Origin of the sequence: Trinickia caryophylli (genome assembly GCF_034424545.1) — a bacterium.
In the GTDB taxonomy this organism is placed as follows: Bacteria; Pseudomonadota; Gammaproteobacteria; order Burkholderiales; family Burkholderiaceae; genus Trinickia; species Trinickia caryophylli.
Window position 1 is genome coordinate 2,656,558 of the sequence record NZ_CP139970.1, and the last position, 25,484, is coordinate 2,682,041.

Consider the following 25,484-nt stretch of genomic DNA (forward strand, 5'->3'; position numbering starts at 1 on the left):
CCGCGTGAATGTTCGGACCGTTCGCGGTTCGCGTGCGGATCCGCTCAATCTCTCGGCGTGCGCAGCGCGACGAAGTTCGTGACGCGCTGCGCGCCGGCCGCCTTGAGCGCCCGCGCGGCGGCCTCGAGGGTCGAGCCCGAGGTCATCACATCGTCGACGAGCGCAACGTGCGCGCCCGCGACCGGCCGCGTCACCGCGAACGCATCGCCGACGTTGCGCCGCCTCGCGTCGAGGTCGAGCTTCGACTGCGGCGCCGTATGCGCGACGCGGCGCAGGAGCGTGGCATCGGCGCGCACGCCGAGCAGGCGCGCGAGCGGCTTCGCGATCTCCCACGCCTGGTTGTAACCGCGCTCGACGAGTCGCTCGTGCGCGAGCGGCACCGGCGCGACCACCTCGGGGTTCGGCTCGCGATCGAACTCGTCTTGTGCTCGTTGCGCGAGCCGCGCGGCGAGCTCGCGTGCCACGAACAGGCGCCGCCTGAACTTTAGCGCGAGCGCCAGCCGGTCGAGCGGCGGACGATAATCCGCAAGCGCGAGCGTGGCGTCGAAAGGCGGCGGCAGCCGCTCGCAGCGCACGCACACGTAGTGCGGCCTGCCGCGTATCCCGGCGCGTCCGCCGGCGTGCGCGGCCGCGAGGGGGAGCGCGCAGACACGGCAGCGCTGCCTTGGCTCGTTCCAGTACGCAGCGTCGCATCCGCGACACAACGCCCATTGCGACATATTGCCGCATAATGCGCCGCACAGCGCGCAGGCCTGGGGCAGCGCAAGACGAGCAACGCACAAGAGCATCCGTGCCGGAAACGCAAGTGGCATAGGGCCGCCGGCACGTCGCGGGGCATCGCCGGCCGGCGCTTCGAACGATGCCGGACGGCGCGCGCGCATCGGCTTTTTCCTCGCTGGACTCGCTGGAGCGAGCGAGTATACTTCGGGCTCTTCGCCAGATCGACCGACATGTCCTCCACACCCGCTAAGTCTGGCCGTCCGGCCTATGATTCCAGGCTTGTGCGGCGAATCTTCGATCGTCGCGCCGAGACGTTCGGCGAGGTGTCGTTCCTGCCTCGCGAGATAGCGGATCGCATGCGGGAGCGGCTCGATTACATCAAGATGAAGCCCACGAGCGTGCTCGATGCGGGGTGCGGCAGCGGTGACGATATGCCGCTCCTGCGCGCGCGCTTTCCCGAGGTCCCGGTGTTCGGCACCGATCTCTCGCATGCGATGCTGGCGCGCGCCGCGCAGCAAGGCCGCGGCGAGACGAACTGGCGGCGCCTGTTGCCAGCGCCGCTCCAGCGCGCGCTCGGTGCGCCCGGCGCGCGCCTTGCGCAAGCCGACTTCGCCGCGTTGCCGTTCGCGCCCGGCGCTTTCGATTTCATCTGGTCCAACCTTGCGCTGCATTGGCATGCGCGGCCCGATCTCGTCTTCCCCGAATGGCAGCGCGTGCTCAGCGTGGGCGGGCTGCTGATGTTCAGCACGCTCGGCCCGGATACGCTGCGCGAGCTGCGCGGCGCGTATGCCGAGGTCGAGGCGGCGCACGGCATCGCGAGTCGCGCGCACGTGATCGATTTCGTCGATATGCACGACCTCGGCGACATGCTCGTCGAATCCGGGTTCGAGATCCCGGTCATGGATCAGGAAACGCTGACGGTCACCTACAAGTCGCCCGAGTCGCTGCTCGCGGACGTGCGCCGCTGGGGCGCCTACCCGTTCGAGCGCGAGCGTGCCGGGCGCGCCTCGCGGCGGCTGCATCGGGCCTTGCTTGCGGCGCTCGACGCGAGAAGGGGAGCCGACGGCACGATCGCGCTGACGTTCGAAGTCATCTACGGACATGCATGGAAGGCGGTACCGCGCACGACGCCGGAAGGGCACGGCATCGTGCGTATAGAGGACATCGGCCGCAGGCGCTTGCCCTAGTCGGCCACGGGATTGACGGTGGCCGGCGCCGTAGCCGCATGTGGCGGGCGCGGCGAATTGGGGAAAGCCCTGGGATGACTCGGCGCTTTCTTGTCGCGGTTAATACTGTTTCCGTCGGGATCGCAACGCACGTTGCAAGGGCTTCGAGATGAAGGGGTGAAAAGCGCGCAAAGGCTTGTCGCGCCTGGGTTGCGAGGCGATTGCCGCTTGCTTGTGGATGCCATTGAACGCGCCTATAATGCGTCAGTTTGTCGCCTTGGGAACCCCACGACACAAGGCGGCGAGCCCCGAGACGCGCGGTATGCGAATGGCATGCGCAGGAGGCAGCATTGGAAGCAACGACCCTGCTGACGAATGCGGAGCCGGTCCTGGAGGACTGGTTGATGAGGCGCAACTGCTCGGTATCGCCGCGGCAGTTCGTATGGTTCTACGCGTCGCTGGCCATCTGCTCGCTGGCGATCGCGATGTTGCTGGTCGTATGCGGCGCCTGGCTCGTTTTGCCGTTCACGGGCATCGAGCTGCTGGCGGTGGGCGCCGCGTTTTTGATTTATGCACGTCACGCGGTCGATTACGAACGCATCCGTCTCTTCCCGAGCCGGCTCGTGATCGAGCAGGTGAGTGCAGACCGGTTGACGCAATTCGAATTCAATCCGCGCTGGGTGCGGGTCGAGCCGGGAGCATCGCCGCGCGATCCGATCACCCTGGTGTCGCGCGGACAGGCGGTCGCCGTCGGGCAGCATCTCGCGTTTTATCGGCGCGCGCAGTTCGCGGACGAACTGCGCACTGCGCTGCGCAGATGCGGGTAGCGGGGGCGAGGGGGTTTGAATGGAAATTTTGGGTAAGGAAGCTATGAAAACAATCAAGCGAGCCCTCGCGGGCGTGCTGGCCGCAAGCGGGCTCATCGTTGCCGGCGCCGCATGGGCAGTCGGCGACAGCCCGGGCGGCCCGGCCGTCAACGAGATCAACCTCCAACCGCCCGTGACGAAAATCGCCGAGGAGCTGTATCACCTCCATACGATGATGCTGATCCTCTGCACGCTGATCTTCGTCGGCGTGTTCGGGGTGATGTTCTATTCGATCTTCGCGCACCGCAAGTCGAAGGGCCACAAGGCCGCCAATTTCCATGAAAGCACGACGGTCGAAATCATCTGGACCATCGTGCCGTTCATCATCGTCGTGCTGATGGCGCTGCCGGCCACCCGTACCGTCGTCGCGATGAAGGACACGAGCAACGCCGACGTCACGATCAAGGTCACCGGCTACCAGTGGAAGTGGGGCTACGACTACGTGAAGGGGCCGGGCGAGGGCATCAGCTTCGTTTCGACGCTCACGACGCCGCGCAGCGCCGTGAACGGCACCACGCCGATCAGCGACACTTACCTGCAGGAAGTCGACAACCCCCTCGTGGTGCCGGTCGGCAAGAAAGTGCGCATCATCACGACGGCCGACGACGTCGTCCACTCGTGGTACGTGCCCGCGTTCGGCGTGAAGCAGGATGCGATTCCCGGTTTCGTGCGCGACACCTGGTTCAAGGCGGAAAAGACCGGCACGTTCCGCGGCTTTTGTACGGAGCTGTGCGGCAAGGAGCACGCGTACATGCCCGTCGTCGTGGAAGTGAAGTCGGACGAAGACTACGCGAAGTGGGTCGACGACCAGAAAAAGAAAATGGCCGCGGCCAGCGACGATCCGAACAAGACCTATACGCTTGCCGAACTGAAGGCGCGCGGCGAGAAGGTGTACGCGGCCAACTGCGCCGCCTGCCACCAGCCGACCGGCAAGGGCGCGGGCACGTTCCCGGCGCTCGATGGCAGCAAGATCGTCAACGGCCCGATCGCCGAACATGTGAGCATCGTCCTCAACGGCAAGAACGCGATGCCGAACTGGGGCAAGACGCTCAACGACGTCGAAATCGCCTCGGTCGTCACGTTCGAACGCAATGCATGGGGCAACCACACCGGCGATATCCTGCAGCCGCGCCAAGTGGCCGACGCCCGCAACGGTAAGTTGCCGCAAGGCGGCGGGACACAGGCGGGCGCACCGGCCGAGGGCGCGCCGCAAGCGAGCGCGCCGCAGGCCAGCGTCGCCCCTTCGCAGCATCAGCCGGAAGCGGCGGCAGCCCACGCGAGCGCGCAAGCCGCCCGCCGTGCTGCCGTGGCCCCGGCGGCTTGACGTGTCGCACAGTCGGTGCATGCACTATTCGCTCTAGGAGATTTTCATGTCTAGCATCGGACACGATGTAGCCGCGGGTCACGGCCACGCGCATGACGACCACGCTCATGCGACGCCGCATGGCTGGCGTCGGTGGCTCTTCGCCACCAATCACAAGGACATCGGGACGATGTACCTGTTGTTCTCGTTCACGATGTTCCTGTCGGGCGGCGTTGCGGCGCTGATGATCCGCGCCGAGCTCTTCGAGCCGGGCCTGCAGATCATGCGCCCCGAGTTCTTCAACCAGCTCACCACCATGCACGGGCTCATCATGGTGTTCGGCGCGATCATGCCGGCATTCGTGGGCTTCGCGAACTGGATGATTCCGCTGCAGATCGGCGCGGCCGACATGGCCTTCGCGCGGATGAACAACTTCAGCTTCTGGCTGCTGCCGGTGGCCGCGGTGCTGCTCGTCGGCTCGTTCTTCGCGCCGGGCGGCGCGACGGCCGCGGGCTGGACGCTCTATGCGCCGCTTTCGACGCAGATGGGCCCGGGCATGGACTTCGCGATCTTCGCGGTGCACATCATGGGCGCGTCGTCGATCATGGGCAGCATCAACATCATCGTGACGATCCTGAACATGCGCGCACCGGGCATGACGCTGATGAAGATGCCGATGTTCGTCTGGACGTGGCTCATCACGGCGTACCTGCTGATCGCGGTGATGCCGGTGCTCGCCGGCGCGATCACGATGGTGCTGTTCGACCGCCACTTCGGCACGTCGTTCTTCAACGCGGCAGGCGGCGGCGATCCGGTGATGTACCAGCACATCTTCTGGTTCTTCGGGCACCCCGAGGTGTACATCATGATCCTGCCTGCGTTCGGCATCGTGTCGCAGGTAATCCCGGCGTTCTCGCGCAAGCCGCTTTTCGGCTATAGCTCGATGGTCTATGCCACGGCCTCGATCGCGATCCTCTCGTTCATGGTCTGGGCGCACCACATGTTCGTGACCGGCATGCCGGTCACGGGCCAGCTCTTCTTCATGTACGCGACCATGCTGATCGCCGTGCCGACGGGCGTGAAGGTGTTCAACTGGATGGCCACGATGTGGCGCGGCTCGCTGACGTTCGAGACGCCGATGCTGTTCGCTATCGGCTTCCTGTTCGTGTTCACGATGGGCGGCTTCACGGGCCTGATGCTCGCAATGGCGCCGCTCGACATCCAGTACCACGGTACCTACTTCGTCGTCGCGCACTTCCACTATGTGCTCGTGGCCGGTTCGTTATTCGCGCTCTTCGCGGGCTGGTATTACTGGGCACCGAAGTGGACGGGCTGGATGTATAACGAGACGCGCGGCAAGATTCACTTCTGGGCGTCGATGATCTTCTTCAACCTGACGTTCTTCCCGATGCACTTCGTCGGTCTGGCGGGCATGCCGCGCCGCTATGCGGACTATCCGGCGCAGTTCACCGACTGGAACCAGGTGGCGACGATCGGCGCGTTCGGCTTCGGCCTGGCGCAGGTGTACTTCCTGTTCGCCGTCGTGCTGCCGTGTTACCGCAGCGGCGGCGAGCTCGAGAAGGCCGCCGACAAGCCGTGGGATGGCGCGACGGGTCTGGAATGGACGGTGCCGAGCCCGGCTCCGTTCCACACCTTCGAGAATCCGCCGACGGTGGAGTAACAGGCAGTTGCGAGGCGCAGGGTGGGCGGCAGTGCCCGCCCTGCCACGAAACATATGACGAGCATGACAGACGACTCACAAAAAAGACGTACCCTCGCGCGGATGCGGGCTCGGAACCTGCGACTCGCCACCATTCTGATCGGTATCGTCGCCGTCTTTTTTGTGGGCGCCGTCGTAAGGCAGTGGCTGTTCGGCTGATGGGAGCGCGCGGCGTGCAAGACGAAGGCAAAAGCAGTTTCGCCAGAACGATGAAAGCGGTGCTGTGGTCGTTCTTCGGCGTGCGCAGAGGACGCGACCATGCGGCTGACGCGTCGCAGCTCAACCCGCTGCACGTGATCGCGGCGGCGGTGATTGCGGCGGCCGTGTTCATCGCGCTGCTGATCGCGATCGTGCATGTGGTGGTGGGCTGACTGACCGGCTCGCGGGGTGTGAAGGGTGGTGGCCGCAGGGCATGTTCCAGGCGGCGAATCGAAGCTTGAAAGCGACGCGGCGCCGGCATCGATGCGCTGGCGGCAAGCTGGATGTCAGAACAATTGGACTGAAGTGGAGAATTCAACAATGAGCGGTCAAAACGAGAGCCCGTATTACTTCGTGCCGAATCCATCGCGGCACCCGGTCACGGCGGCCGTTGGCCTCTTGATCATGCTCGGCTCGCTTGGGCTTTGGCTCAATGCGACGCCCTGGGCCCCCTTTACGATGCTGATCGGGCTGCTCTGGGTGCTGTTCGTGCTGTGGCATTGGTTCGGCGATGCCATTTCCGAATCGGAAGGCGGCATGTACGGCAAGCGTGTCGATACGTCGTTCCGCTGGAGCATGAGCTGGTTCATCTTCTCGGAAGTCATGTTCTTCGCCGCGTTCTTTGGGGCGCTCTTCTACGCGCGCCAGATCGCGATGCATGAACTCGGCAGCCTGGACTACAAGCTGATCTGGCCGGACTTCAGCGCCGTATGGCCGAACATGGGCCCGGCGGCACTGGCCGGTCACTTCAAGTCGATGACGCCCTGGCCGGTACCGACGATCAACACGGCACTGCTGCTCAGTTCCGGTGCGACGCTGACCGTTTCCCACCATGCGCTGCGCGACAATCATCGGACGAAGGCGATCGTCTGGCTGGCCGCGACGGTTTTGCTCGGTATCGTGTTCCTGTTCATGCAGGGCTTCGAGTACTTCCACGCCTATAACGAGCTGAACCTCACGCTCTCGTCGGGCATCTACGGCTCGACGTTCTTCCTGCTGACGGGTTTCCACGGCTTCCACGTGTTCCTCGGCGGCACGATGCTCACCGTCGTGCTCGTGCGTCTGATCCGCGGCCACTTCACGGCTGAGCACCACTTCGCGTTCGAAGGCGCTGCGTGGTACTGGCACTTCGTCGACGTTGTCTGGCTTGGCCTTTACGTCGTCGTCTACTGGCTGTGACGACGAGGGGGGCGCTCCCCCCCTCGTCGATGCGGATGCGGGAATGCCGGCGTGCGGCGAAATGTCGCGGCATGCCGGGTGCCCGAATGTCGGATTTCAGCGCGGCGCCGCCTTCGAGTCGATCGAGGCGGCGTTTGCGTTTCTGTGCTCAGTGGCCGAGCGGTACCTGGCTGTACTGAATCCAGCCGAGCCAGTGAGCGATCAGAAGGAAGAGGAACAGCGTGATCGACAGGCCGACGCGTGTCGCGAGCGACCAGACCATCCGCTTCGTTCTGCCACGGTCGTGCATCATGAAGTACAGCGCGGATACCATGCTGGCGACGATGAGGATGAAGGCGATAGCTACGATGAAGTGCATGGAATCAACGAAAGGTCGGGAAACCGAAACCGGAACAATGACGATATCCGCAATTATCGCACCCGCAGGCCCTTGCCGGATGCCCGCCGACCATGCGCAGCCGGCCGGGCGGGCGCCGTTTGCCTCTGGTGTGGCGGGCGCCCGGGGGCGGGCATGAAGTTTCGTCTCGTTCCCGCGCTGCTGATTCTGGTCGCCATGGCCATTACGATCCGGCTTGGTTTCTGGCAGCGCGACCGCGCGCATCAGAAGGAGGCGATCGAGGCCCGCATCGAGCAGTTCGAGCATGCACCGCCGCAGACGGTGACGAAAGCGCCGATTGCGGCCGGCGCGATCGAATATCACCGTGTGCGGGCGTATGGGCGCTTCATGCCGGAGCACGTCGTCTACCTCGACAATCGGCCCTATCGCGACCAGCCGGGCTTTTACGTCGTCATGCCGCTCGCGCTGACCGACGGCGGCCATGTGCTCGTCAATCGCGGCTGGCTGCCGCGCAATGCCGACGTGCGCACGGCCATCGCGCCCTACCGGACGCCCACCGGCGATGTCTGGGTGGAGGGCATCGCGCGGACCAATGCTTCGCGCGCATTCGAGCTCGGCGAGGGCGGGTCGGCGCCGCGACAGGCCATTCGTCAGAATCTCGACGTCGATGCGTTCTCCGCCGAAACGCACTTGCAGCTGCAATCGTTCGTGATCCAGCAGACGAACGACACTGGCGATGCGCTGGTGCGCGACTGGCCTGCGCCGACCCTGGGCGTCGAGCGCAACTACGGCTATATGCTGCAGTGGTGGGGCATGGCCGCCGCGGCGCTCGTGTTCGGCCTGTACGCGGCGCGCCGCGCCGCAAGGAAACCAACGATTTGAAGAGGGCTCCCGTTTTGCCGATGTCATCTCCGAACCCCGATCGCTCCAACCGCTCCGATGGCGCCAGCCGAGCCGATGACGGCCCGGCCCGAGCCGGCCGCGGCAGACAAGAAGCCCCGGGCGCCCCCGGTGCTCCGGCTCGCGGCTCCTGGCAGCGCGGCCGGTGGATGGTGCTGCTGCTCGCGCTCGTGTGCGCGGCGCCCGTCATCGCGTCGTATCTTGCCTATTACGTCTTCAAGCCGAGCCACGGCACAACCAACTACGGCACGCTCATCGAGCCGCAGCGCCCGATTCCCGAGAGCCTCGTCGTCACGGACGAGGCCGGCAAGCCGATGAGCTTCAGCGCCTTGCGCGGCCGATGGATCATGATCGCCGTGGATGCGAGCGCTTGTGACAAGGCCTGTGCGACGAAGCTTTATTTCATGCGCCAGATTCGCGCAACGCAGGGCGGCGAGCGCGAGCGGATGCTCACGGTCTGGCTGCGCACGGACGCGCAGCCGGTGCCCGACGTGATCAAGACTGCCTATGCGGGCACGCAGATGTTCGTGGCGGACCCGGCGGCCGTCGCGGCCTGGATGCCCGCGGATAGCGGCACGCGCGTGGCCGATCACATCTATCTCGTCGATCCGAACGGCAACCTCATGATGCGTTTCCCCAAGGATCCGAATCCGAGCAAGGTGAAAGGCGACATCACGAAACTGCTGAAGTGGTCGAGCATCGGCTAAGCCGCGTGCCAGCGCTTCGTTAGAGGTCCGACATGTTTTTAGTGCAATTGGGGTTGATCGGTCTTTGCATCGCGCTCTTGCCGCTCAGCTACGTCTGGGTGAAGGCGAGCGACGACAAATTTCGCAAGCTCGTCTGGGTCACGACGTTTCTCACGCTCGATCTCGTCATGTTCGGGGGCTTCACGCGGCTCACCGACTCGGGACTCGGGTGCCCGGACTGGCCGGGGTGCTACGGCACGGCGTCGCCTTTCGTCGCCCACGCCCAGATCGCGGCTGCTCACGCAGCGCTGCCGAGCGGGCCCGTCAGCATGACGAAGGCCTGGATCGAGATGATCCACCGCTACTTCGCGATGGCGATCGGCGTGCTGATCATCGCGCAGACGCTCATCGCCTGGGTGGCGCGTATCAAGCGGCGGCCGCTGCACGTCTCGCCATGGTGGCCGACCGCGCTGCTCGCTCTGATCGGCGTACAGGGCGCTTTCGGTGCGTTCACGGTCACGATGAAGCTGCAGCCCGTGATCGTCACAACCCATCTGTTGCTCGGTCTTGCCCTGCTCGGGGCGCTTGCCTGGCTCGCGGCCCGCATGACGCCGATCCCGGCGCTCGAGCCGGGCACCGCCCGCTATCGCGCAGCCGCGTTCGCCGGCCTCGCGCTGCTCGCCGTGCAGATCGCGTTGGGCGGTTGGGTCAGTACCAACTACGCGGTGCTCGCATGTACGGATTTTCCGACCTGCAACGGCCAGTGGCTGCCGCCGATGGATTTCGCGCAGGGTTTTCACCTCTGGCGCGCGCTCGGCATGACCGGCGATGGCGACGTGATCACACAGGACGCGCTCGTGGCGATCCACTGGACGCACCGCAGCTTCGCGTTTGTCGTCGCGGCCTATCTCGCCTGGCTCGCGCTGCAACTGCGCCGTTTCCCGTCGCTGCGGCGGCCGGCGCTCGGCATGCTGGCCGTGCTCGCGCTTCAGTTCGCCACGGGCCTCTCGAACATCGTGCTGCAATGGCCGCTGCCGATCGCGGTGGCTCACAACGGCGGAGCCGCGGTCCTGCTCGTTTTGCTCGTTGTGCTAAACTTTCGCACCGCTGCGCGAGCTGAAGGCAGCATCGCCCCCGCCCCGCTGGCGTCATGGCTCGCGACACCGCGCCCGCGTGATTCCGAGTGATTCCCCCATGGACAGCACAACGCTCCCCCACAGCCTCGGCTCCCGGTTTTCGCAGTATTTCGCGCTGACGAAGCCGCGCGTGACGCAACTCGCGGTCTTTTGCGCCGTCATCGGCATGTTCCTGTCCACGCCCGGCATGGTGCCGTGGACGGTGTTGCTCGGCGGCACGATCGGCATCTGGCTGCTCGCCGGCGCCGCATTCGCGATCAACTGCCTCGTCGAACAGAAGGTCGACGCCATGATGAGGCGCACCGCGTGGCGGCCTTCCGCGCGCGGCGAGATCACCACGGCCCAGATCCTCGTCTTTTCGGCTGTACTCGGCGGTCTCGGCATGTGGACGCTCTACACGTTCACGAATGCGCTGACGATGTGGCTCACGCTCGCGACGTTCGTGGGCTACGCCGTCATCTACACGCTGCTGCTCAAGCCGGCCACGCCGCAGAACATCGTGATCGGCGGCGCATCGGGCGCCATGCCGCCCGCGCTGGGCTGGGCCGCGGTGACGGGCGCGGTACCCGGCGACGCCTGGATCCTCGTGCTCATCATTTTCGTCTGGACGCCGCCGCATTTCTGGGCGCTCGCGCTCTACCGGCGCCAGGATTACGAGAACGCCGGCCTGCCGATGTTGCCGAATACGCATGGCGAGCAGTTCACGCGGCTGCACATCCTGCTCTATACGATCATTCTCTTCGTCGTCTCGCTCATGCCCTTTATCTCGCGCATGAGCGGAATCGTCTATCTCGTCTCGGCAGTGCTCCTCGGCGCGATCTTCCTCGCCTATGCCTGGAAGATCTACCGCGGCTACTCCGACGCGCTGGCGCGCAAGACTTTCCGTTATTCGATCGTCTATCTCTCGTTGCTGTTCGCCGCGCTTCTCGTGGATCACTATGCGCGCGCGCTGATCGGCGCATGAGAGTTTTCCCGTCCATGCTCAAGAACCCGCTCGTGCGCCGCGCACGCGCCTTGCTCGCGGTCGGCCTGCTAGGCGGTGTGCTCGCCGTGGCCGGCTGCGGCAAGCAGGCGCCGGCATTCCAGAACCTCGATATCACGGGTAACTCGCAGTTCGGCACGACCTTCGCGTTGCCGGACACGGCCGGCAAGATGCGCACGCTCGAGGAGTTCAAGGGCAAGGCGGTCGTGCTCTTTTTCGGCTACACGCATTGTCCCGACGTCTGTCCGACGACGATGGCCGAGCTCTCGCAAGCGATGCAGCAGCTCGGTTCCGACGCGGGGCGCGTGCAGGTGCTCTTCGTCACCGTCGATCCGGCGCGCGATACGGCCCAGGTGCTTTCGCAGTACGTTGCAGCCTTCAATCCCTCGTTCGTGCCCATCCGGCCGAACGACGCGCAACTGGCGAAGCTCGCGAAGGATTTCCGCGTTTATTACGCGAAGGTCCCGGGCAAGACGCCCGACAGCTACACGATGGATCACACGGCGGCGAGCTACGTTTTCGATCCTTCGGGCAAACTGCGGCTCTTCGCGCGCGATGGGCAAGGCGTGGACCCATGGGTCCACGACCTGAAACTACTGCTCGATTGATCCGCGGGCATCCGGGCCGCGGCGCTTCGCCGCACGAAGGCCGGCCGCCCAGCGCCGGCGGGCCTTGCAGGCGTCGCGCCGCGGCGCAGCATATCGATATGCCATCATCGTATTTCTCATCGTCTTGCCCCTGTGAGACGATGATTTCCCCTGTTTTTCCGTCGTAGTTCTCCTCCCATCAAGAAAGCGAGTTCTTCATGCAGTTCAAAACGCTTCCCCATACGCTCGTCAAGGTTCTCTTCGCAGCCGCGGCCGGTGCCGCATTGATCACGGGCACCGCTGCGCGGGCGGAAGACAAGCCCATCAAGGTCGGCGTCATCAGTGGCCCCGATTCTCAAACGTGGGCCGTCGTCAAGAAAGTGGCCAAAGAGAAGGAAGGCCTCGACGTGAAGATCGTCGAGTTCAGCGATTACGTGCAGCCGAACGCCGCGCTCGATGCAGGTGATCTCGACGCTAACGCTTTTCAGCACAAGCCCTATCTCGACAGCCAGATCAAACAGCGCGGCTACAAGCTCGTGAGCGTGGGCCTCACCTATATTTCGCCGCTGGGCATCTACTCGAAGAAGCTCAAGTCGCTCAAAGATCTGCCGCAAGGCGCGAAAGTGTCGCTGCCGAACGATCCCTCGAATGAAAATCGCGCTCTGTTGTTGCTGCAGGCGCAAGGTGTCATCAAGCTGAAGGCGGGAGCGGGCACGAACGGCAACAGCGCCACGCCGCTCGACATCGAGTCGAATCCGAAGAAGATCAAGCTGATCGAGCTCGACGCCGCGCAACTGCCGCGCTCGCTCTCCGATGTGGACGCCGCGGCGATCAACACCAACTACGCGCTGTCCGCCGGGCTGCAGCCGGCCAGGGATGCCATCGCGCGCGAGGACGTGCACAGCCCTTACGCGAATTTGATCGCGGTGCGCGCGCAGGACAAGGACAAGCCCTGGGTGAAGAAGCTGGTGGCGGCTTACCAGTCCGAGCAGGTACGCCAGTTCATCAACACCGAATTCAAGGGCGCGGTCGTTCCGTCGTTCTGATCGGGCATCGCGCCCCGGCACCGCACTCGCGGGCAGCGCCGCGCTCGACGCTGTTCTGTCGAACCGACGCAATTCCGCCATCGAAACGCCGCAGCATGACGCTGTGGCGTTTTTTTTTGCGACCAAGCCGCCGTCGTTGCGGGGCGTTTTCTCATACGTTTAGCACTGGTTCTAAACGTTGGCCGCGGGATAAGGGTAAATCCCGACTGAAACCGGGCGCGCAAAAGCAGGGCGGGGAGGTCGAAAACCCTTGTCAGTCAAGGCATTGGACGCTTTCGGGTGCGGCGACGCCGGTAAATTGACTGGTACTAATCTGGTTATATAATGGGCTCCGAAATTGCGGACCAATTCGGTGGGGAGGGCGATAGTCCCTCAGACCATGGCGCGCCGCAGGCGCCGCATCGAGTCCGTCTGCCCGTGGTACCTCGCATCACCCTGAAATGACATCCCCCATGCTCAAAGGAAACATTCTGACGCCCGACGGCTGGATTCACGGCGCGCTCGAACTCGAGGCGGGCCGTATCCGCTCGATCGAGGGCGAGTGCGCCGATCCGTCGAAGAACGACAGTCCCTATATCCTCCCCGGTTTCATCGATCTGCATGTACATGGCGGCGGCGGCGCGGACGTCATGGAGGCGGGCGATGCGATCGAGACGATTGCACGCACGCACGCGCGCCACGGCACGACGAGCCTGCTGGCGACTACGATGACAGCTCCCCGCGACGAACTGATGGCTGTCGTCGCAGGGCTTGGCCATGCCGCGCGCACGCGTGCGCCGGGGGGCTCGCGCGTGCTCGGGGTTCACCTCGAGGGCCCGTATATCAACCCCGGCAAGCTCGGCGCACAGCCTGACGCAGCCGTTTCGGCGGCACTCGACGAAGTTCTGAAATACCTGTCGATCGCACCGGTCCGCGTCGTGACGCTGGCCCCCGAAATCGCGGGCCATATGGAAATCATTTCCGAGATGGCTGCGCGCGGCGTGCGCGTGCAACTCGGCCATTCGCTCGCGACCTATGACGATGCGGTGGCCGCGCTGAAGCACGGCGCCTGCGGCTTCACGCATTTGTTCAATGCGATGTCGCCGATGCATCACCGCAATCCGGGTCTTGTCGGCGCGGCGTTTGCGCATGCCGAGTACGCCGAGATCATTCCCGACTTGCTGCACGTTCATCCGGGCGCCATTCGCGCGGCATTGCGTGCGATCCCGCGCCTTTACGTGGTGACCGACAGTACGTCCGCCACGGGCATGCCCGACGGCGAGTACCGCCTCGGCAGCCAGCACGTGACCAAGTGTCTCGGTGGCGTGCGTCTGGCCGACGGCACGCTCGCGGGCAGCACCCTGACGATGGATGATGCGCTGCGCAATCTGGTCTCGCTCGGTCTGCCGCTTGCCGACGTCTCGAACCGTCTGTCGCGCTACGCGGCCGATTACCTCGGTATAGAGGATCGCGGCCGCCTTGCGCGCGGCGCATGGGGCGACATCGTCGTGTTCGAGCGCGATCTAACACTGGCGGCCACCTACGTCGAAGGAGAGATGATTGTCGAATATGCTTAGCGAGGCGCTTGCCGCGGGCGCCGCCGTTGCCGCGCAATGCGCCGATACCTCGCGTGTCGAAGCGCTCGCCGCCGTGCTGGCCAGCCAGCCGCGCCATGTGGCGCTGACGGTCGCGCGCGGCAGCTCCGACCATGCGGCAAGCTATTTCGCGAGTCTGGCGATGAGCCGCATCGGCATTCCGGTGGCATCGCTGCCGATGTCGATCGCCACGTTGCAGGCGGCGCCGCTGCGCGTGGCGGGCGAACTCGCGATCGCCTTCTCGCAATCGGGCAAGAGCCCGGACCTCGTGGGCACGATGGCGTCGCTGCGCAGCGCCGGCGCGCTCACCGTGGCGTGCGTCAACGCTCCGCGGTCGGATCTCGCCGATGCCTGCGAATGGCATTTGCCGCTCATGGCCGGCCCCGAGCGCTCGGTGGCCGCGACCAAGAGCTATATAGCGATGCTTTCGCTGTCGGCGCAGCTCGTGGCGTTCTGGCAGCGCGACACCGAATTGCTCGACGCCGTGCGCGCGCTGCCCGCAACGCTCGATGCGGCTGCGTCGCTCGACTGGTCGGCCGCGATCGACGCGCTGCGCGACGCCGAGCGCATGTTCGTGATCGGCCGAGGCCCCGGCCTCGCAATCGCGCAGGAAGCCGCGCTCAAGTTCAAGGAAACGTCCGGTATTCAAGCCGAGGCGTTCTCGAGCGCCGAGGTGCGCCACGGGCCGATGGAACTGATCGATCGCGATTACCCGCTGCTCGTCTTCGCTCCGCGCGGGCCGGAGCAAGAGGGGCTCGTGCGTCTGGCATCGGACATGCGCGCGCGCGGTGCGCGGGTATTGCTTGCCGCCCCGCCGGGTACGGAGCAAGCGTCACTGCCGCTCGCGGCGACGCGTCACGTGGCGCTCGATCCGATTGCCGCGATTCAGTCGTTTTATGTCATGGCCGCCGAGCTGGCGGCCGCGCGCGGTCGCGATCCCGATCAGCCGCGCTATCTGAACAAGATCACCGAAACCCACTGAGCGAGAAATGCGGATGGAACGAGCTGAGGAGTCCCGATTGATCACACTGGACGGCATCGTCTTGCGGGCACCGTTGACCGGCCCGGTCGTTGCACTGGCTGACGTGCCGGACCCCGTCTTCGCGGGCGGGATGTTCGGCGACGGAATCGGCATCGATCCGCTCGACGGGCGCCTCGTCGCCCCCTGCGATGGCGTCATCACGCATCTCGCCCGCACCGGCCACGCGGTGACGATGCAAACCGCCGAAGGCGCCGAGATCCTGCTGCATGTCGGCATCGACACGGTCGAACTCGATGGTCAGGGATTCGTCGCGAAAGTGGCGCAGGGTGCGCAGGTCAAGGCGGGCGATCTGCTGATCGAGTTCGATCAGGACTTCGTCGCGCGCAAGGCGCCGAGCCTCGTATCGGTGATGGCGGTCGCGAACTCGGATGCGTTCGAGGTCATCGAACGCGCCGGTACGCCGGGTCGCGGCATCGTCAAGGCCGGCGAGCCGCTGCTGGTGCTGCGCGCCAGGACGGCCGCCGCCGTGGGCGCGTCCCGGGCACCGGCGCGGGCGGAGCAGACGCATACCGCGCGTGAAATCGTGCTGTCGCAGCCGGGCGGCTTACATGCACGGCCGGCCGCGCGTGCGAGAGAGGCGGTGCGCGGGCTCGATGCGCGTGTCGAGTTGCGGCACGGCGGCCGCGAGGCCAACGTCGAAAGCGTCGTTGCGTTGATGGCGCTCGGGGCCGGCGAGGGGGCGACCGTCGAAGTGCGGGGCGAGGGGCCCGACGCCGTTCAGGCCGTCGATGCGGTCGTACGCGAACTCTTGCGCGAGGTGCATGGCGAGTTCGAAGAGACGCCCGCCCGCATGAGTTCGCCGCCGCCGCGTCAGCCGGCCCGCGCGGCCGGCGCGCCGCTCGATCCGAACACGCTCGCCGGCGTGTGCGCCGCGCCCGGCATTGCGGTCGGCCTGCTCATGCGCTGGGACGACGCCGACGTGGACCCGCCGGAGGCTGCCGGCGGTACGCCCGCGGCGGAAAGCCGGCTGCTCGATCGGGCGCTCGCCGCCGTCGACGCGCAGTTGAATTCGACCGTGCGCGATGCTTCGCAGCGCGGCGCAGTGGGCGAAGCGGGCATTTTCGCCGTACATCGCGTGTTGCTCGAGGATCCGACGCTGATCGACACCGCGCGCGATCTGATCAGCCTCGGCAAGAGCGCCGGCTTCGCCTGGCGCGAGGCAATTCGCGCCCAGATCGCCGTGCTCGCGAACGTCGACGACCTCCTGCTCGCCGAGCGCGCGGCGGACCTGCGCGACATCGAAAAGCGCGTGCTGCGGGAACTCGGCTACGTGCGCGCGGATACGCGCGAATTCCCTCCTGACGCGGTGCTCGCGGCGGCGGAATTCACGCCATCCGATCTCTCGTCGATCGACCGGGCGCGCGTGGCGGGGCTCGTGATGGCGGGCGGCGGCGCGACGTCGCATGCCGCGATCATCGCGCGGCAACTCGGCATTCCCGCACTCGTGGCGGTAGGGGACGCGCTGCATGCGATACCGGACGGCACGCAGGTAGTCGTCGATGCGAGCGCGGGGCGGCTCGAATATGCCCCGACGGCGCTCGACGTCGAGCGGGCGCGGCTCGAGCGGCAACGCCTTGCCGGCGTGCGCGAGGCGAACCGACGCCTGTCGCAGCAGGCGGCCGAAACGGCGGATGGGCGGGCGATCGAGGTCGCCGCGAATATCGCCACGCTCGACGACGCGCGCATCGCGGTCGAGAACGGTGCCGATGCGGTGGGTCTGCTGCGCACCGAGCTGCTCTTCATTCATCGCGCGACGGCGCCGAGCGCACAAGAGCACCAGGAAAGCTATCAGCCGATCGTCGACGCGCTGAACGGGCGCACGGCGATCATCCGCACGCTCGACGTCGGTGCGGACAAGGAGGTGCCCTACCTGACGCTGCCGGCCGAAGCGAACCCGGCTCTCGGCCTGCGCGGCGTGCGTCTCGCGCAACTGCGCCCCGATCTGCTCGACGATCAGCTGCGCGGCTTGATCCGCGTGACGCCGCACGGCTCCGTACGGATCCTGTTGCCGATGGTGACCGACGCGAACGAGCTGATGCGCCTGCGTGCGCACATCGACGAACTCGCGCGCGCGGTGGGCCGCACGGATCCGGTCGAGGTGGGCGTGATGATCGAGGTGCCGTCGGCGGCGCTGCTTGCGGACCAGCTCGCACGCCATGCCGATTTCCTGTCGATCGGCACGAACGACCTCACGCAGTACACGCTCGCCATGGACCGCTGCCAGCCCGATCTGGCCGCGCAGGCGGACGGGCTCCACCCCGCCGTGCTGCGCCTGATCGATGCGACCACGCGCGGTGCGGCGAAGCACGGCAAGTGGGTTGGCGTATGCGGTGCGCTGGCGGGCGATCCGCTCGCGGTACCGCTGCTCGTCGGCCTTGGCGTGACCGAGCTTTCGGTCGACCCGGTTGCCGTGCCCGGCATCAAGGCGCGTGTGCGCCGCCTCGATTATCAACTGTGCCGGCAGCGCGCGCAGGATGCGCTGGAGCTCGAATCGGCCCAGGCGGTAAGAGCAGCAAGCCGCGAAATATGGCCGCTCGAGTAGCGCGCGTACGCGCTTCAAAAAGCGACTGAGATCGCGTTTCAAAGATAGACATCGACGACGAGAACGCAACGGAGGATTTGATGGATGCGAACCCATTCCTGAAAGTACAGCGCCTGGGACGGGCGCTGATGCTGCCGATTGCCGTGTTGCCGGTCGCAGGCATCCTGCTGCGGCTCGGCCAGGCGGACGTGCTGAACATCAAGATGATCGCCGACGCCGGCGGCACCATCTTCGACAACCTGCCGTTGCTGTTCGCCATCGGCGTGGCGGTGGGCTTCGCGAAGGACAACAACGGCGTGGCTGCGCTGGCCGGCGCGATCGGGTATCTGATCGAAGTGGCCGTGATGAAGGACATCAACGACAAGCTCAACATGGGCGTACTGTCGGGCATTATCGCGGGCATCGTGGCGGGGTTGCTCTACAACCGCTACAAGGACATCAAGCTGCCTGACTATCTCGCGTTCTTCGGCGGCAAGCGATTCGTGCCGATCGTGACCGGGCTCGTATGCGTGGTGCTCGGCATCGTGTTCGGCTACGTCTGGCAGCCGGTCCAGGCCGCGATCGACGCGACGGGCCACTGGCTCACCACGGCCGGCGCGATCGGCGTGTTCGTCTACGGTACGCTCAATCGGCTGCTGCTCGTCACGGGTCTGCACCACATCATCAATTCGCTCGCGTGGTTCGTGTTCGGCACCTTCACCCCGCCGGGCGGCGGCGCGGCCGTCACGGGGGATCTGCACCGCTTCTTCGCGGGCGATCCCACCGCGGGGGGCTTCATGACGGGCTTTTTCCCGATCATGATGTTCGGCCTGCCGGCCGCGTGCCTTGCCATGTTTCACGAGGCGCCGAAGGAGCGCCGCGCGATGGTGGGGGGGCTGCTCTTTTCGATGGCCCTCACGTCGTTTCTGACCGGCGTGACCGAGCCCGTCGAGTTCAGCTTCATGTTCCTCGCGCCGGTGCTCTACGTGATCCATGCGTTGCTTACGGGCTTGGCGCTCGCGATCTGTCAGGCGCTCGGCATTCACCTCGGCTTCACGTTCTCGGCTGGCGCGATCGACTACGTGCTCAACTACGGGCTGTCGACGAAAGGCTGGCTCGCGATCCCGATCGGGCTTGTGTACGCCGTGGTCTACTATGGGCTCTTTCGCTTTTTCATCCGCAAGTTCAACATGGCCACGCCGGGCCGCGAGCCGGCCGGCACCGAAGCGCAGGTCGAGTCTTTTGCGGCCGGCGGCTACGTCGCTCCGGCAGCCGGCGCCGCCGTGCCGCGCGCGCAACGCTACCTCGCCGCGCTCGGTGGTGCCTCGAACCTGACGCTGGTCGATGCCTGCACGACGCGCCTGCGCCTGTCGGTGGTCGACGCTGACAAGGTATCGGAGCCCGATCTGAAGGCGATCGGCGTGCGCGGCGTGCTCAAGCGCGGCGCCGGCAATGTGCAGGTGGTCATCGGCCCGGAGGCGGACCTCATCGCTGACGAGATCCGCGCGGCGATGGCGGGTGCCGGCACGGCCGGCGCGGCCCAGCCGGCGCAGGCTCTGGCCGGGGCCGCCGATGGCCCGAGCGGACCGCTCGACCCGGATCCGATGCGCTGGCTTGCCGTATTCGGCGGTGCGACGAATGTCGTTTCGCTCGATGCGATAGCCGCCACGCGCCTGCGTGTCGTCGTGCGCGATCCGGCTTCCGTGGATCGCCAGCGGCTTGCCTCGCTCGATGTCGCGTGGGTCTCGGCCGATACGTTCCACATCGTGTGCGGCCCGGCCGCCCAGCGTTATGCGAAGGCACTCGCTACGCGCCTGCCGCCTGCCGGCCCGGCGCCGCAGCCAGCCTGAGCGCGCGAGGCGTCTTTGCGATCGAGAGCGGCCAACGTGCCGCTCTTTTCGTTGGCAGGCGCGCCGTGCGATGCCTGTATCTCCCCGTGTTCCGCGCGCGCCGCCAAGGGCAGGAACCATGGCAACGCAATGGCGGGGAGAGGAGAAAAAAAATCCCGCCGCGTGCAAGAGTTGCAAGCGGCGGGATTGCCGGGCACCTGGCCCGGACGCGATTACGCGTATTCGACGAGGGCGCTGCGCATTTTCTTCATCGCACTCGCTTCGATCTGACGGATGCGTTCGGCCGAAACGCCGAATTCGTCGGCGAGTTCGTGCAGCGTCGAGCCGCCCGAACCGTCGTCGGCAACGTTGAGCCAGCGCGCCTCGATGATGCGGCGGCTGCGTGCGTCGAGCGCTTCCAACGCCTGCGCGATGCCGTCGGACTGGAGCTTGTCGCGCTGGCGCGCGGCCAGCACGGCAGTCGGCTCGCTCGCCGGATCGGCCAGATAGGCGATGGGCGCGTACGACTCTTCACCGTCTTCGACGTGGCTTTCGAGCGCGACATCACCGCCCGAGAGGCGCGTTTCCATCTCGGTGACTTCTTCGCGCTTCACGTTGAGCTCTTTGGCGAGGCCCTCGATCTCCTCGGGCGTGAACGCATGCAGGCCCTGCTTGTGGCTGCGCAGGTTGAAAAACAGCTTGCGCTGCGCTTTCGTCGTTGCAACCTTCACCGTGCGCCAGTTGCGCAGGATGTACTCGTGGATCTCGGCCTTGATCCAGTGCATCGCGTACGACACCAGGCGCACGTTTTGCTCGGGATCGAACCGCTTCACCGCCTTCATCAAGCCGATGTTGCCTTCCTGGATGAGGTCGGCGTGAGGCAGCCCGTAGCCCAGGTAGTTGCGTGCGATCGACACGACGAGCCGCAAATGCGACATCACGAGCTGGCGAGCCGAGTCGAGGTTGTTGTGCTGGCGGTAATCCGTGGCGTACTGGCGCTCTTGCTCTGCCGTGAGCATCGGGATCCGGTTGACCGCCTGGATGTAGGCGTCGATATTGCCGAGTTGCCCGGGCAGCATCGACGATGGCGCGAGCGTCAGAGCACCCGCCGAGGCAGCCTTGGCGGGCGCCGGGGCGAGGGAACTCGGAAGGGTCATTGCGTTGCTCACGTAGGAAACTCCTTGGAATCAGAGATTACTGCTCGTAACGAGTACGACTCCACCGGGGGATATTAGCACTCCCGGGAGCCGAGTGCTAAGTCTTCGAGTCATGCCATTCGCAGAAGTTCCTGAATGGCTATCGAGACTGCTTCATCGATAGGAAATCATCCTACTCCTTTTCGCTAAGGCGTGTTGTCTCTAAAAAGGGTTGGATCATTTCCATGGCGAAGCCGCGGCGGCACGACGCGTGCGCCCGCGCACGGTTTCGCGACTCAGTTGGCTGTAACGCGGTAAGGTTGCGGGATTATTCGTACCGTAACAATGCGGATGCGGCGCGCCGGTGCGGTCCGTCCCCGGACGGAGGGGCGCGTCGTTGGACGAGGCCTTTCGGAGTAAGCAATGCAAAACAAGAATCGGAATTGGCTCCTTCGCTCGACGCTTGCGTGCGCGGGTGCTGCAGCGCTATCGGCGGCAACCGCCGCGCACGCCGACACCTTCGGCGTCCAGGTCGCGGGCGGCATATCGGATAAGCACCACGTCGACAACGTCGATCTCGGCTTCGTCTGGGATCCGGGCATCAACTGGTGGGAAATCGGCGGCTGGCATTTCTCGCTCGTCGGCGAAGCGCATGTGGCCTATTGGCATCCGACGCAGGGCGCGTCGCGTCGCGACGTCTACGAGATCGGTGTCTCGCCGATGGTCCGCTTCATCAAGTCGAGCGGCGCGATCCGTCCTTACATCGAGGCAGGCGCCGGCGTGCGCGGCCTCACGCATGCGGCCATCAGCGACAGCTTTTCGCTCGGCACGGCGTTTCAGTTCACCGAGACCGTGGGCGTCGGAGCGCAGTTCGGCGCTCGTCAGCAGTATCAGGCCGGCTTCCGCTTTCAACATGTATCGAATGGCGGTATCAAAGAGCCGAATCCTGGTATAAATTTCAGCCAGCTATATCTGCAATACAACTTCTGAGGCGGGTGCCGTCGTGCGGCATCCGGGCGCATGGGAGCTGAGCGATGGCGGCAAAGATGATCGAAGCGATTCGCGTGCTCGAGCGCGACCGGTTTCGTGCGATGGTCGACGGCGATGTGCCGGTGCTCAACCAGTTGCTGTCCGACCACGTCAGCTTCGTTCACACGAACGGCAAGCGCGAGACGAAGCAGCAGTTCATCGATGCCATTTCCGCGGGCCGCCGTCGCTACCGGCAAATCGAGGTGCAGTCGCAGGACGTGCTGCCCGTGGGCAGCGAGACCTGCGTCGTCACCGGCCGCGCGCTGATCGAGATGGAGGCGAACAGCGGAGCGCTGCTCTATCCGATCGCCTACACCGCGATCCAGGCCCAGGAGGAGGGGCGGTGGCGGCTCGTCGCATGGCACGCCACGCGTTGCGCGCTCGAATGAGCGGGCAGAGCGCAGCGGGTTTTTTGCGCTGACGTTTCCGGTTGCGCTTTCACCCCACGCTTTGCCGGGCCTCCTGCCTTGCCCGCGTCTTTTGTTAGCCCGGGCTCACGCGGCCACCTGCCGCTCGCCGCCGTCCCATTCGAAACGGTTGACTGCGCTCACGAGCGCGTCGGCGGCCGCGGCGCGTTCGTCGCCATTCACGCCCACGCCGAATCGGGCGGGCGCGTCGCCCACGCGGCAGCTCACGAACACGGCCCAACCACCCGTTGCGGTGCGTGTCGCCTCGTACGAGGCGACGTCGATCGGGTGCGGCGCCGCGTTGGAGAGTGTGCGCGCGAGCGCCTCGACGAACGCCTCGCCGCTCGCGCTCATACCGGCCGCGTCGATGCGCGCGATCTCGCGGCGGTGCCAGCGCACGCTCATACTGTCCGTGCGCGCGGCGGGGCCGGCTACGTCGACATACTCGGCGGTGAATCGCTTGCAGATCGCCTCGCCGCTGACTTCCGCGCCCGACGCGTCGGCAACCTGCTGAACGGCATGGCTGAACTCGATTTGAAGCCGGCGCGGCGGCGCGAAGCCAAGGCCCCGCTCGAGCAGATAAGTAGCGCCGCCCTTGCCTGATTGGCTGTTCACGCGGATGACCGCGTCGTAGCTGCGTCCGACGTCCGCCGGGTCGATCGGCAGATAGGGCACTTCCCACGGCGTGTCCGGAGCCTGCTGGGCGAAGCCCTTGCGGATCGCATCCTGATGCGAGCCCGAGAACGCCGTGAAGACCAGATCGCCCGCATACGGATGGCGCGGATGCACGGCAATCGCATTGCAGCGCTCGACGACGCGGCGAACGGCGTCGATGTCAGAAAAGTCGAGCCGCGGATCGATGCCCTGCGTGTAGAGGTTCAACGCGAGCGTGACGAGGTCGACGTTGCCCGTGCGCTCGCCGTTGCCGAAGAGGCAGCCCTCGATGCGCTCGGCGCCCGCCAGCAGTGCGAGTTCGGCGGCCGCCACGGCGGTGCCGCGATCGTTGTGCGGGTGGACCGAGAGAACAATGCTGTCGCGATAGGCGAGGTTGCGATCCATCCACTCGATCTGATCGGCGAACACGTTCGGCGTCGAGGCTTCGACGGTGGCGGGCAGATTGACGATCATCTTGTGCTCGCGTGTCGGCTGCCAGGTCTGGGCCACGGCATCGCAGACCTCGCGCGCGAACGCGAGTTCGGTCATGGTGAACGTTTCGGGCGAGTATTGATACGTCCAACAGGTCCCGGGCCGGCGCGCCACCTCTTCCTTGATGAGCCGCGTGCCTTTGACCGCGAGTGCCTTGACCTCGTCCTTCGACGCATTGAAGACGATGCGCCTGAAAGACGGGCAAATCGCGTTGTAGAGGTGCACGATCGCGCGCGGTACGCCGTCGAGCGCCTCGAAGGTGCGCGCGATGAGGTCCGCGCGCGATTGCACGAGCACCTCGATCGTGACGTCGTCGGGAATCCGCTGCTCGTCGATCAGCCTGCGTACGAAGTCGAAGTCGATTTGCGACGCCGACGGAAAGCCGACTTCGATCTCCTTGAAGCCAATGGCCACGAGCATTTCGAAGAACTCCAGCTTCTGCTCGATGCTCATCGGCTCGATCAGCGACTGATTGCCGTCGCGCAGATCGGTGCTCATCCAAATCGGGGCGGCGTCGATCGTGCGGTTGGGCCACTTGCGCGTGGTCAAACGGACGGGCTGAAACGATCGGTACTTGTCGGCAGGGTTGCGGAGCATGACGAACCTCGTTCGTTGGGTCGTCTGCGCAACGCGGGCAGGGGAGCCATGTTGCGGCGCCAAAGCGCCGGCGTTTGCGCGATTCGTCCGAGCGATGGCCGGCCGAATGCTGACGACTACGGATTGTAAGGAACTGCGGTTTGGGTAAAACGGAACTGCGGGAAACTGCGATGAGGACCGCGCGGGATGCGCGCGGCGCTACGACCGGCTTACGCTAGTCGTAGCGATAGGGGCCGCGCTAGGCGGCCGAAGGTAATTCGGAGGGTGTTCTGGAAGGAACGCATGTCGCACACTGTATGACACGGCCCCGCGCGGTGTCAACCGGTGCGGCGTGCGCCGTACGCGAGCCGTTGCAGGCCCGGCCTGCCTCGGGCGCCCCGTCCCGGTTTCGGGCCCGGTGCCTCAAGCCCGCACGATGCGCGCGATCAGCTCGACTTGCCGCGCAAGTGTGGGCGGTACGGGCGTCTTCCCCGACAGCGCGCTTTCGATCCAGGCGGCCGTCGTTGCGGCGTCGCGCGATTCGGGAAGCTCGACCGCGGTGGCATCCGCTGCGGCGCGCTCGGCCTCGGCCAGCGTCTCGGACAAGCCGTCGTGCAGCCAGTCGATCTGCACTTGGCGGCGTGTGTCGGCCACTGCCTCGCCCTCCGTGCCGCGCGCAAGCAGGGCACCGCCGGCAGCCGCCTCGGGGTGCGCGAGGAAGAGCGCGGCAAGGCTCTCGCGGTATTCAGGGTGCGTGTAGTTGACGAGGCGCAGCCCGGCCGGTGAGAACGGCTGCATGATTTTCACGAGCGTGTGCGTCGAATTGCGCACCCCCATCACCCGGCGCAACCCGAGCAGGCGCGCGAGTTTCGGCGCGAGCGTGTCGATCGGGGCGAATGCGAGCCGGCGCGAACGCAGTTCGCCCTCGATGGCTGCGTGGGACACGGCCGGTTCGATGCCGAGCTCGGCGAAGATCTCGGCGCTCGTCACGCGCCCCGGATCGGTGCTCACGCCGTGCACGAGTGTCGGTACACCCTCGCGCGCGAGCAGCAACGCGAGCAGCGGCACGAGATTGGCCTGCTTGCGCGCGCCGTTGTAGCTCGGGATAGAAACCGGGCGGCACCCGCCGCCCGCGACGCGCACGGGCTCGAACGAAGCATGGGCCGCTGCCAGCATGGCTGCGAGTTCTTCGGCTGTCTCGCCTTTCAGGCGATAGGCGAGCAGCACCGCGCCGAGTTCGAGATCGGAGACGCGGCCATCGAGCATCGCGCCATAAAGCGCGCGCGTATCCTCGGGTGAGAGGGCGCGCGCGCCGTTCGGCCCGCGTCCGATTTCCTTGATGAAGCGGGCGCACGGGAAAGGCGCGGTGGATGCGGCGACAGATTCGGTCATGAATGC

23 protein-coding genes and 1 pseudogene are annotated in these 25,484 nt (G+C 65.8%); 19 read left to right on the forward strand and 5 right to left on the reverse strand.

Annotation, left to right across the window (positions count from 1 at the left end):
• Window positions 1–44 precede the first annotated feature (44 nt).
• Window positions 45–812, reverse strand: coding sequence for a ComF family protein (locus tag U0034_RS11950; protein WP_176072590.1), 768 nt, complete (start codon window positions 810–812; stop codon window positions 45–47).
• A gap of 138 nt (window positions 813–950) precedes the next feature.
• Here U0034_RS11950 and U0034_RS11955 point away from each other — a divergent pair, with 138 nt between their 5' ends.
• From U0034_RS11955 to U0034_RS11985, 7 genes and pseudogenes are all read left to right on the forward strand, one after another.
• Window positions 951–1,907 carry a methyltransferase domain-containing protein gene (locus U0034_RS11955; RefSeq protein WP_085227819.1) on the forward strand — a complete coding sequence of 319 codons (957 nt, stop codon included), beginning with the start codon at window positions 951–953 and terminating at the stop codon, window positions 1,905–1,907.
• Between the two features lie 383 nt (window positions 1,908–2,290).
• On the forward strand, window positions 2,291–2,713 hold the full coding sequence (locus U0034_RS11960; protein WP_233212035.1) for a DUF2244 domain-containing protein: 423 nt from the start codon (window positions 2,291–2,293) through the stop codon (window positions 2,711–2,713).
• A gap of 19 nt (window positions 2,714–2,732) precedes the next feature.
• Window positions 2,733–4,070, forward strand: a pseudogene (gene coxB / locus U0034_RS11965) (cytochrome c oxidase subunit II); the annotation flags it as partial.
• A gap of 52 nt (window positions 4,071–4,122) precedes the next feature.
• Complete coding sequence (gene ctaD / locus U0034_RS11970) at window positions 4,123–5,736, forward strand: cytochrome c oxidase subunit I (protein WP_085227822.1); 1,614 nt, start codon at window positions 4,123–4,125, stop codon at window positions 5,734–5,736.
• A gap of 63 nt (window positions 5,737–5,799) precedes the next feature.
• Entirely contained in the window at window positions 5,800–5,934 is a 135-nt protein-coding gene (locus U0034_RS11975) for a cytochrome oxidase small assembly protein (protein ID WP_211326909.1), read from the forward strand.
• Window positions 5,934–6,146, forward strand: a complete 213-nt coding sequence (locus U0034_RS11980; RefSeq protein WP_085227824.1) for a DUF2970 domain-containing protein — start codon at window positions 5,934–5,936, stop codon at window positions 6,144–6,146. The genes U0034_RS11975 and U0034_RS11980 overlap by 1 nt, the downstream gene beginning before the upstream one ends.
• 148 nt (window positions 6,147–6,294) lie before the next feature.
• Window positions 6,295–7,152, forward strand: coding sequence for a cytochrome c oxidase subunit 3 (locus U0034_RS11985; protein WP_085227825.1), 858 nt, complete (start codon window positions 6,295–6,297; stop codon window positions 7,150–7,152).
• Window positions 7,153–7,300: 148 nt separating this feature from the next.
• On the opposite strand, the gene U0034_RS11990 is transcribed toward U0034_RS11985, so the two are convergent.
• Complete coding sequence (locus U0034_RS11990; RefSeq protein WP_085227826.1) at window positions 7,301–7,510, reverse strand: twin transmembrane helix small protein; 210 nt, start codon at window positions 7,508–7,510, stop codon at window positions 7,301–7,303.
• Between the two features lie 153 nt (window positions 7,511–7,663).
• Here U0034_RS11990 and U0034_RS11995 point away from each other — a divergent pair, with 153 nt between their 5' ends.
• The 10 genes from U0034_RS11995 (at window position 7,664) to nagE (ending at window position 19,813) form a co-directional block, all read left to right on the forward strand.
• Window positions 7,664–8,371, forward strand: a complete 708-nt coding sequence (locus U0034_RS11995; protein WP_085227827.1) for an SURF1 family protein — start codon at window positions 7,664–7,666, stop codon at window positions 8,369–8,371.
• Window positions 8,372–8,391: 20 nt separating this feature from the next.
• Window positions 8,392–9,096 carry an SCO family protein gene (locus U0034_RS12000; protein WP_085227828.1) on the forward strand — a complete coding sequence of 235 codons (705 nt, stop codon included), beginning with the start codon at window positions 8,392–8,394 and terminating at the stop codon, window positions 9,094–9,096.
• Window positions 9,097–9,128: 32 nt separating this feature from the next.
• Complete coding sequence (locus U0034_RS12005; protein ID WP_085227829.1) at window positions 9,129–10,262, forward strand: COX15/CtaA family protein; 1,134 nt, start codon at window positions 9,129–9,131, stop codon at window positions 10,260–10,262.
• Window positions 10,263–10,269: 7 nt separating this feature from the next.
• Window positions 10,270–11,175, forward strand: coding sequence for a heme o synthase (cyoE, locus tag U0034_RS12010; protein WP_085227830.1), 906 nt, complete (start codon window positions 10,270–10,272; stop codon window positions 11,173–11,175).
• 14 nt (window positions 11,176–11,189) lie between these two features.
• On the forward strand, window positions 11,190–11,801 hold the full coding sequence (locus U0034_RS12015) for an SCO family protein (protein ID WP_085227831.1): 612 nt from the start codon (window positions 11,190–11,192) through the stop codon (window positions 11,799–11,801).
• 197 nt (window positions 11,802–11,998) lie between these two features.
• Entirely contained in the window at window positions 11,999–12,826 is an 828-nt protein-coding gene (locus tag U0034_RS12020) for a MetQ/NlpA family ABC transporter substrate-binding protein (protein ID WP_085227832.1), read from the forward strand.
• A gap of 452 nt (window positions 12,827–13,278) precedes the next feature.
• Window positions 13,279–14,382: an N-acetylglucosamine-6-phosphate deacetylase gene (nagA, locus tag U0034_RS12025; protein WP_085227833.1), complete on the forward strand. Its 1,104-nt coding sequence runs from the start codon at window positions 13,279–13,281 to the stop codon at window positions 14,380–14,382.
• Entirely contained in the window at window positions 14,375–15,382 is a 1,008-nt protein-coding gene (locus U0034_RS12030) for an SIS domain-containing protein (RefSeq protein ID WP_085227834.1), read from the forward strand. Before nagA ends, U0034_RS12030 begins: the two co-directional genes overlap by 8 nt.
• 13 nt (window positions 15,383–15,395) lie before the next feature.
• Window positions 15,396–17,984 (forward strand): phosphoenolpyruvate--protein phosphotransferase, encoded by a 2,589-nt coding sequence (gene ptsP, locus U0034_RS12035; RefSeq protein ID WP_085227835.1) that lies wholly within the window; start codon window positions 15,396–15,398, stop codon window positions 17,982–17,984.
• A gap of 80 nt (window positions 17,985–18,064) precedes the next feature.
• Window positions 18,065–19,813 (forward strand): N-acetylglucosamine-specific PTS transporter subunit IIBC, encoded by a 1,749-nt coding sequence (nagE, locus tag U0034_RS12040; RefSeq protein WP_085227836.1) that lies wholly within the window; start codon window positions 18,065–18,067, stop codon window positions 19,811–19,813.
• Window positions 19,814–20,025: 212 nt separating this feature from the next.
• Here nagE and rpoH read toward each other — a convergent pair whose 3' ends face one another.
• On the reverse strand, window positions 20,026–20,961 hold the full coding sequence (gene rpoH, locus U0034_RS12045) for an RNA polymerase sigma factor RpoH (protein ID WP_085227837.1): 936 nt from the start codon (window positions 20,959–20,961) through the stop codon (window positions 20,026–20,028).
• 390 nt (window positions 20,962–21,351) lie between these two features.
• Between rpoH and U0034_RS12050 the strand changes: the two genes are divergently transcribed.
• Together U0034_RS12050 and U0034_RS12055 are read left to right on the forward strand one after the other, a co-directional pair.
• Entirely contained in the window at window positions 21,352–21,918 is a 567-nt protein-coding gene (locus U0034_RS12050) for an acyloxyacyl hydrolase (protein ID WP_085227838.1), read from the forward strand.
• 44 nt (window positions 21,919–21,962) lie between these two features.
• On the forward strand, window positions 21,963–22,346 hold the full coding sequence (locus tag U0034_RS12055) for a nuclear transport factor 2 family protein (RefSeq protein WP_085227839.1): 384 nt from the start codon (window positions 21,963–21,965) through the stop codon (window positions 22,344–22,346).
• 105 nt (window positions 22,347–22,451) lie between these two features.
• Here the strand turns inward: U0034_RS12055 and leuA are convergent, their stop codons facing one another.
• Both leuA and ybiB read right to left on the reverse strand, forming a co-directional pair.
• A complete protein-coding gene (gene leuA, locus U0034_RS12060; protein WP_085227840.1) occupies window positions 22,452–24,107 on the reverse strand; it encodes a 2-isopropylmalate synthase in 1,656 nt (551 codons plus the stop codon).
• Window positions 24,108–24,509: 402 nt separating this feature from the next.
• Entirely contained in the window at window positions 24,510–25,478 is a 969-nt protein-coding gene (gene ybiB, locus U0034_RS12065; protein ID WP_085227841.1) for a DNA-binding protein YbiB, read from the reverse strand.
• Between the last annotated feature and the right edge of the window lie 6 nt (window positions 25,479–25,484).

Excerpts from the sequence above, each read along its gene's own strand:
- U0034_RS11950 (WP_176072590.1), bottom strand. The coding sequence starts at position 812 with ATGCCACTTGCGTTTCCGGCACGGATGCTCTTGTGCGTTGCTCGTCTT.
- U0034_RS11955 (WP_085227819.1), top strand. The coding sequence starts at position 951 with ATGTCCTCCACACCCGCTAAGTCTGGCCGTCCGGCCTATGATTCCAGG.
- U0034_RS11960 (WP_233212035.1), top strand. The coding sequence starts at position 2,291 with ATGAGGCGCAACTGCTCGGTATCGCCGCGGCAGTTCGTATGGTTCTAC.
- ctaD (WP_085227822.1), top strand. The coding sequence starts at position 4,123 with ATGTCTAGCATCGGACACGATGTAGCCGCGGGTCACGGCCACGCGCAT.
- U0034_RS11975 (WP_211326909.1), top strand. The coding sequence starts at position 5,800 with ATGACAGACGACTCACAAAAAAGACGTACCCTCGCGCGGATGCGGGCT.
- U0034_RS11980 (WP_085227824.1), top strand. The coding sequence starts at position 5,934 with ATGGGAGCGCGCGGCGTGCAAGACGAAGGCAAAAGCAGTTTCGCCAGA.
- U0034_RS11985 (WP_085227825.1), top strand. The coding sequence starts at position 6,295 with ATGAGCGGTCAAAACGAGAGCCCGTATTACTTCGTGCCGAATCCATCG.
- U0034_RS11990 (WP_085227826.1), bottom strand. The coding sequence starts at position 7,510 with ATGCACTTCATCGTAGCTATCGCCTTCATCCTCATCGTCGCCAGCATG.
- U0034_RS11995 (WP_085227827.1), top strand. The coding sequence starts at position 7,664 with ATGAAGTTTCGTCTCGTTCCCGCGCTGCTGATTCTGGTCGCCATGGCC.
- U0034_RS12000 (WP_085227828.1), top strand. The coding sequence starts at position 8,392 with ATGTCATCTCCGAACCCCGATCGCTCCAACCGCTCCGATGGCGCCAGC.
- U0034_RS12005 (WP_085227829.1), top strand. The coding sequence starts at position 9,129 with ATGTTTTTAGTGCAATTGGGGTTGATCGGTCTTTGCATCGCGCTCTTG.
- cyoE (WP_085227830.1), top strand. The coding sequence starts at position 10,270 with ATGGACAGCACAACGCTCCCCCACAGCCTCGGCTCCCGGTTTTCGCAG.
- U0034_RS12015 (WP_085227831.1), top strand. The coding sequence starts at position 11,190 with ATGCTCAAGAACCCGCTCGTGCGCCGCGCACGCGCCTTGCTCGCGGTC.
- U0034_RS12020 (WP_085227832.1), top strand. The coding sequence starts at position 11,999 with ATGCAGTTCAAAACGCTTCCCCATACGCTCGTCAAGGTTCTCTTCGCA.
- nagA (WP_085227833.1), top strand. The coding sequence starts at position 13,279 with ATGCTCAAAGGAAACATTCTGACGCCCGACGGCTGGATTCACGGCGCG.
- U0034_RS12030 (WP_085227834.1), top strand. The coding sequence starts at position 14,375 with ATGCTTAGCGAGGCGCTTGCCGCGGGCGCCGCCGTTGCCGCGCAATGC.
- ptsP (WP_085227835.1), top strand. The coding sequence starts at position 15,396 with ATGGAACGAGCTGAGGAGTCCCGATTGATCACACTGGACGGCATCGTC.
- nagE (WP_085227836.1), top strand. The coding sequence starts at position 18,065 with ATGGATGCGAACCCATTCCTGAAAGTACAGCGCCTGGGACGGGCGCTG.
- U0034_RS12050 (WP_085227838.1), top strand. The coding sequence starts at position 21,352 with ATGCAAAACAAGAATCGGAATTGGCTCCTTCGCTCGACGCTTGCGTGC.
- U0034_RS12055 (WP_085227839.1), top strand. The coding sequence starts at position 21,963 with ATGGCGGCAAAGATGATCGAAGCGATTCGCGTGCTCGAGCGCGACCGG.
- leuA (WP_085227840.1), bottom strand. The coding sequence starts at position 24,107 with ATGCTCCGCAACCCTGCCGACAAGTACCGATCGTTTCAGCCCGTCCGT.
- ybiB (WP_085227841.1), bottom strand. The coding sequence starts at position 25,478 with ATGACCGAATCTGTCGCCGCATCCACCGCGCCTTTCCCGTGCGCCCGC.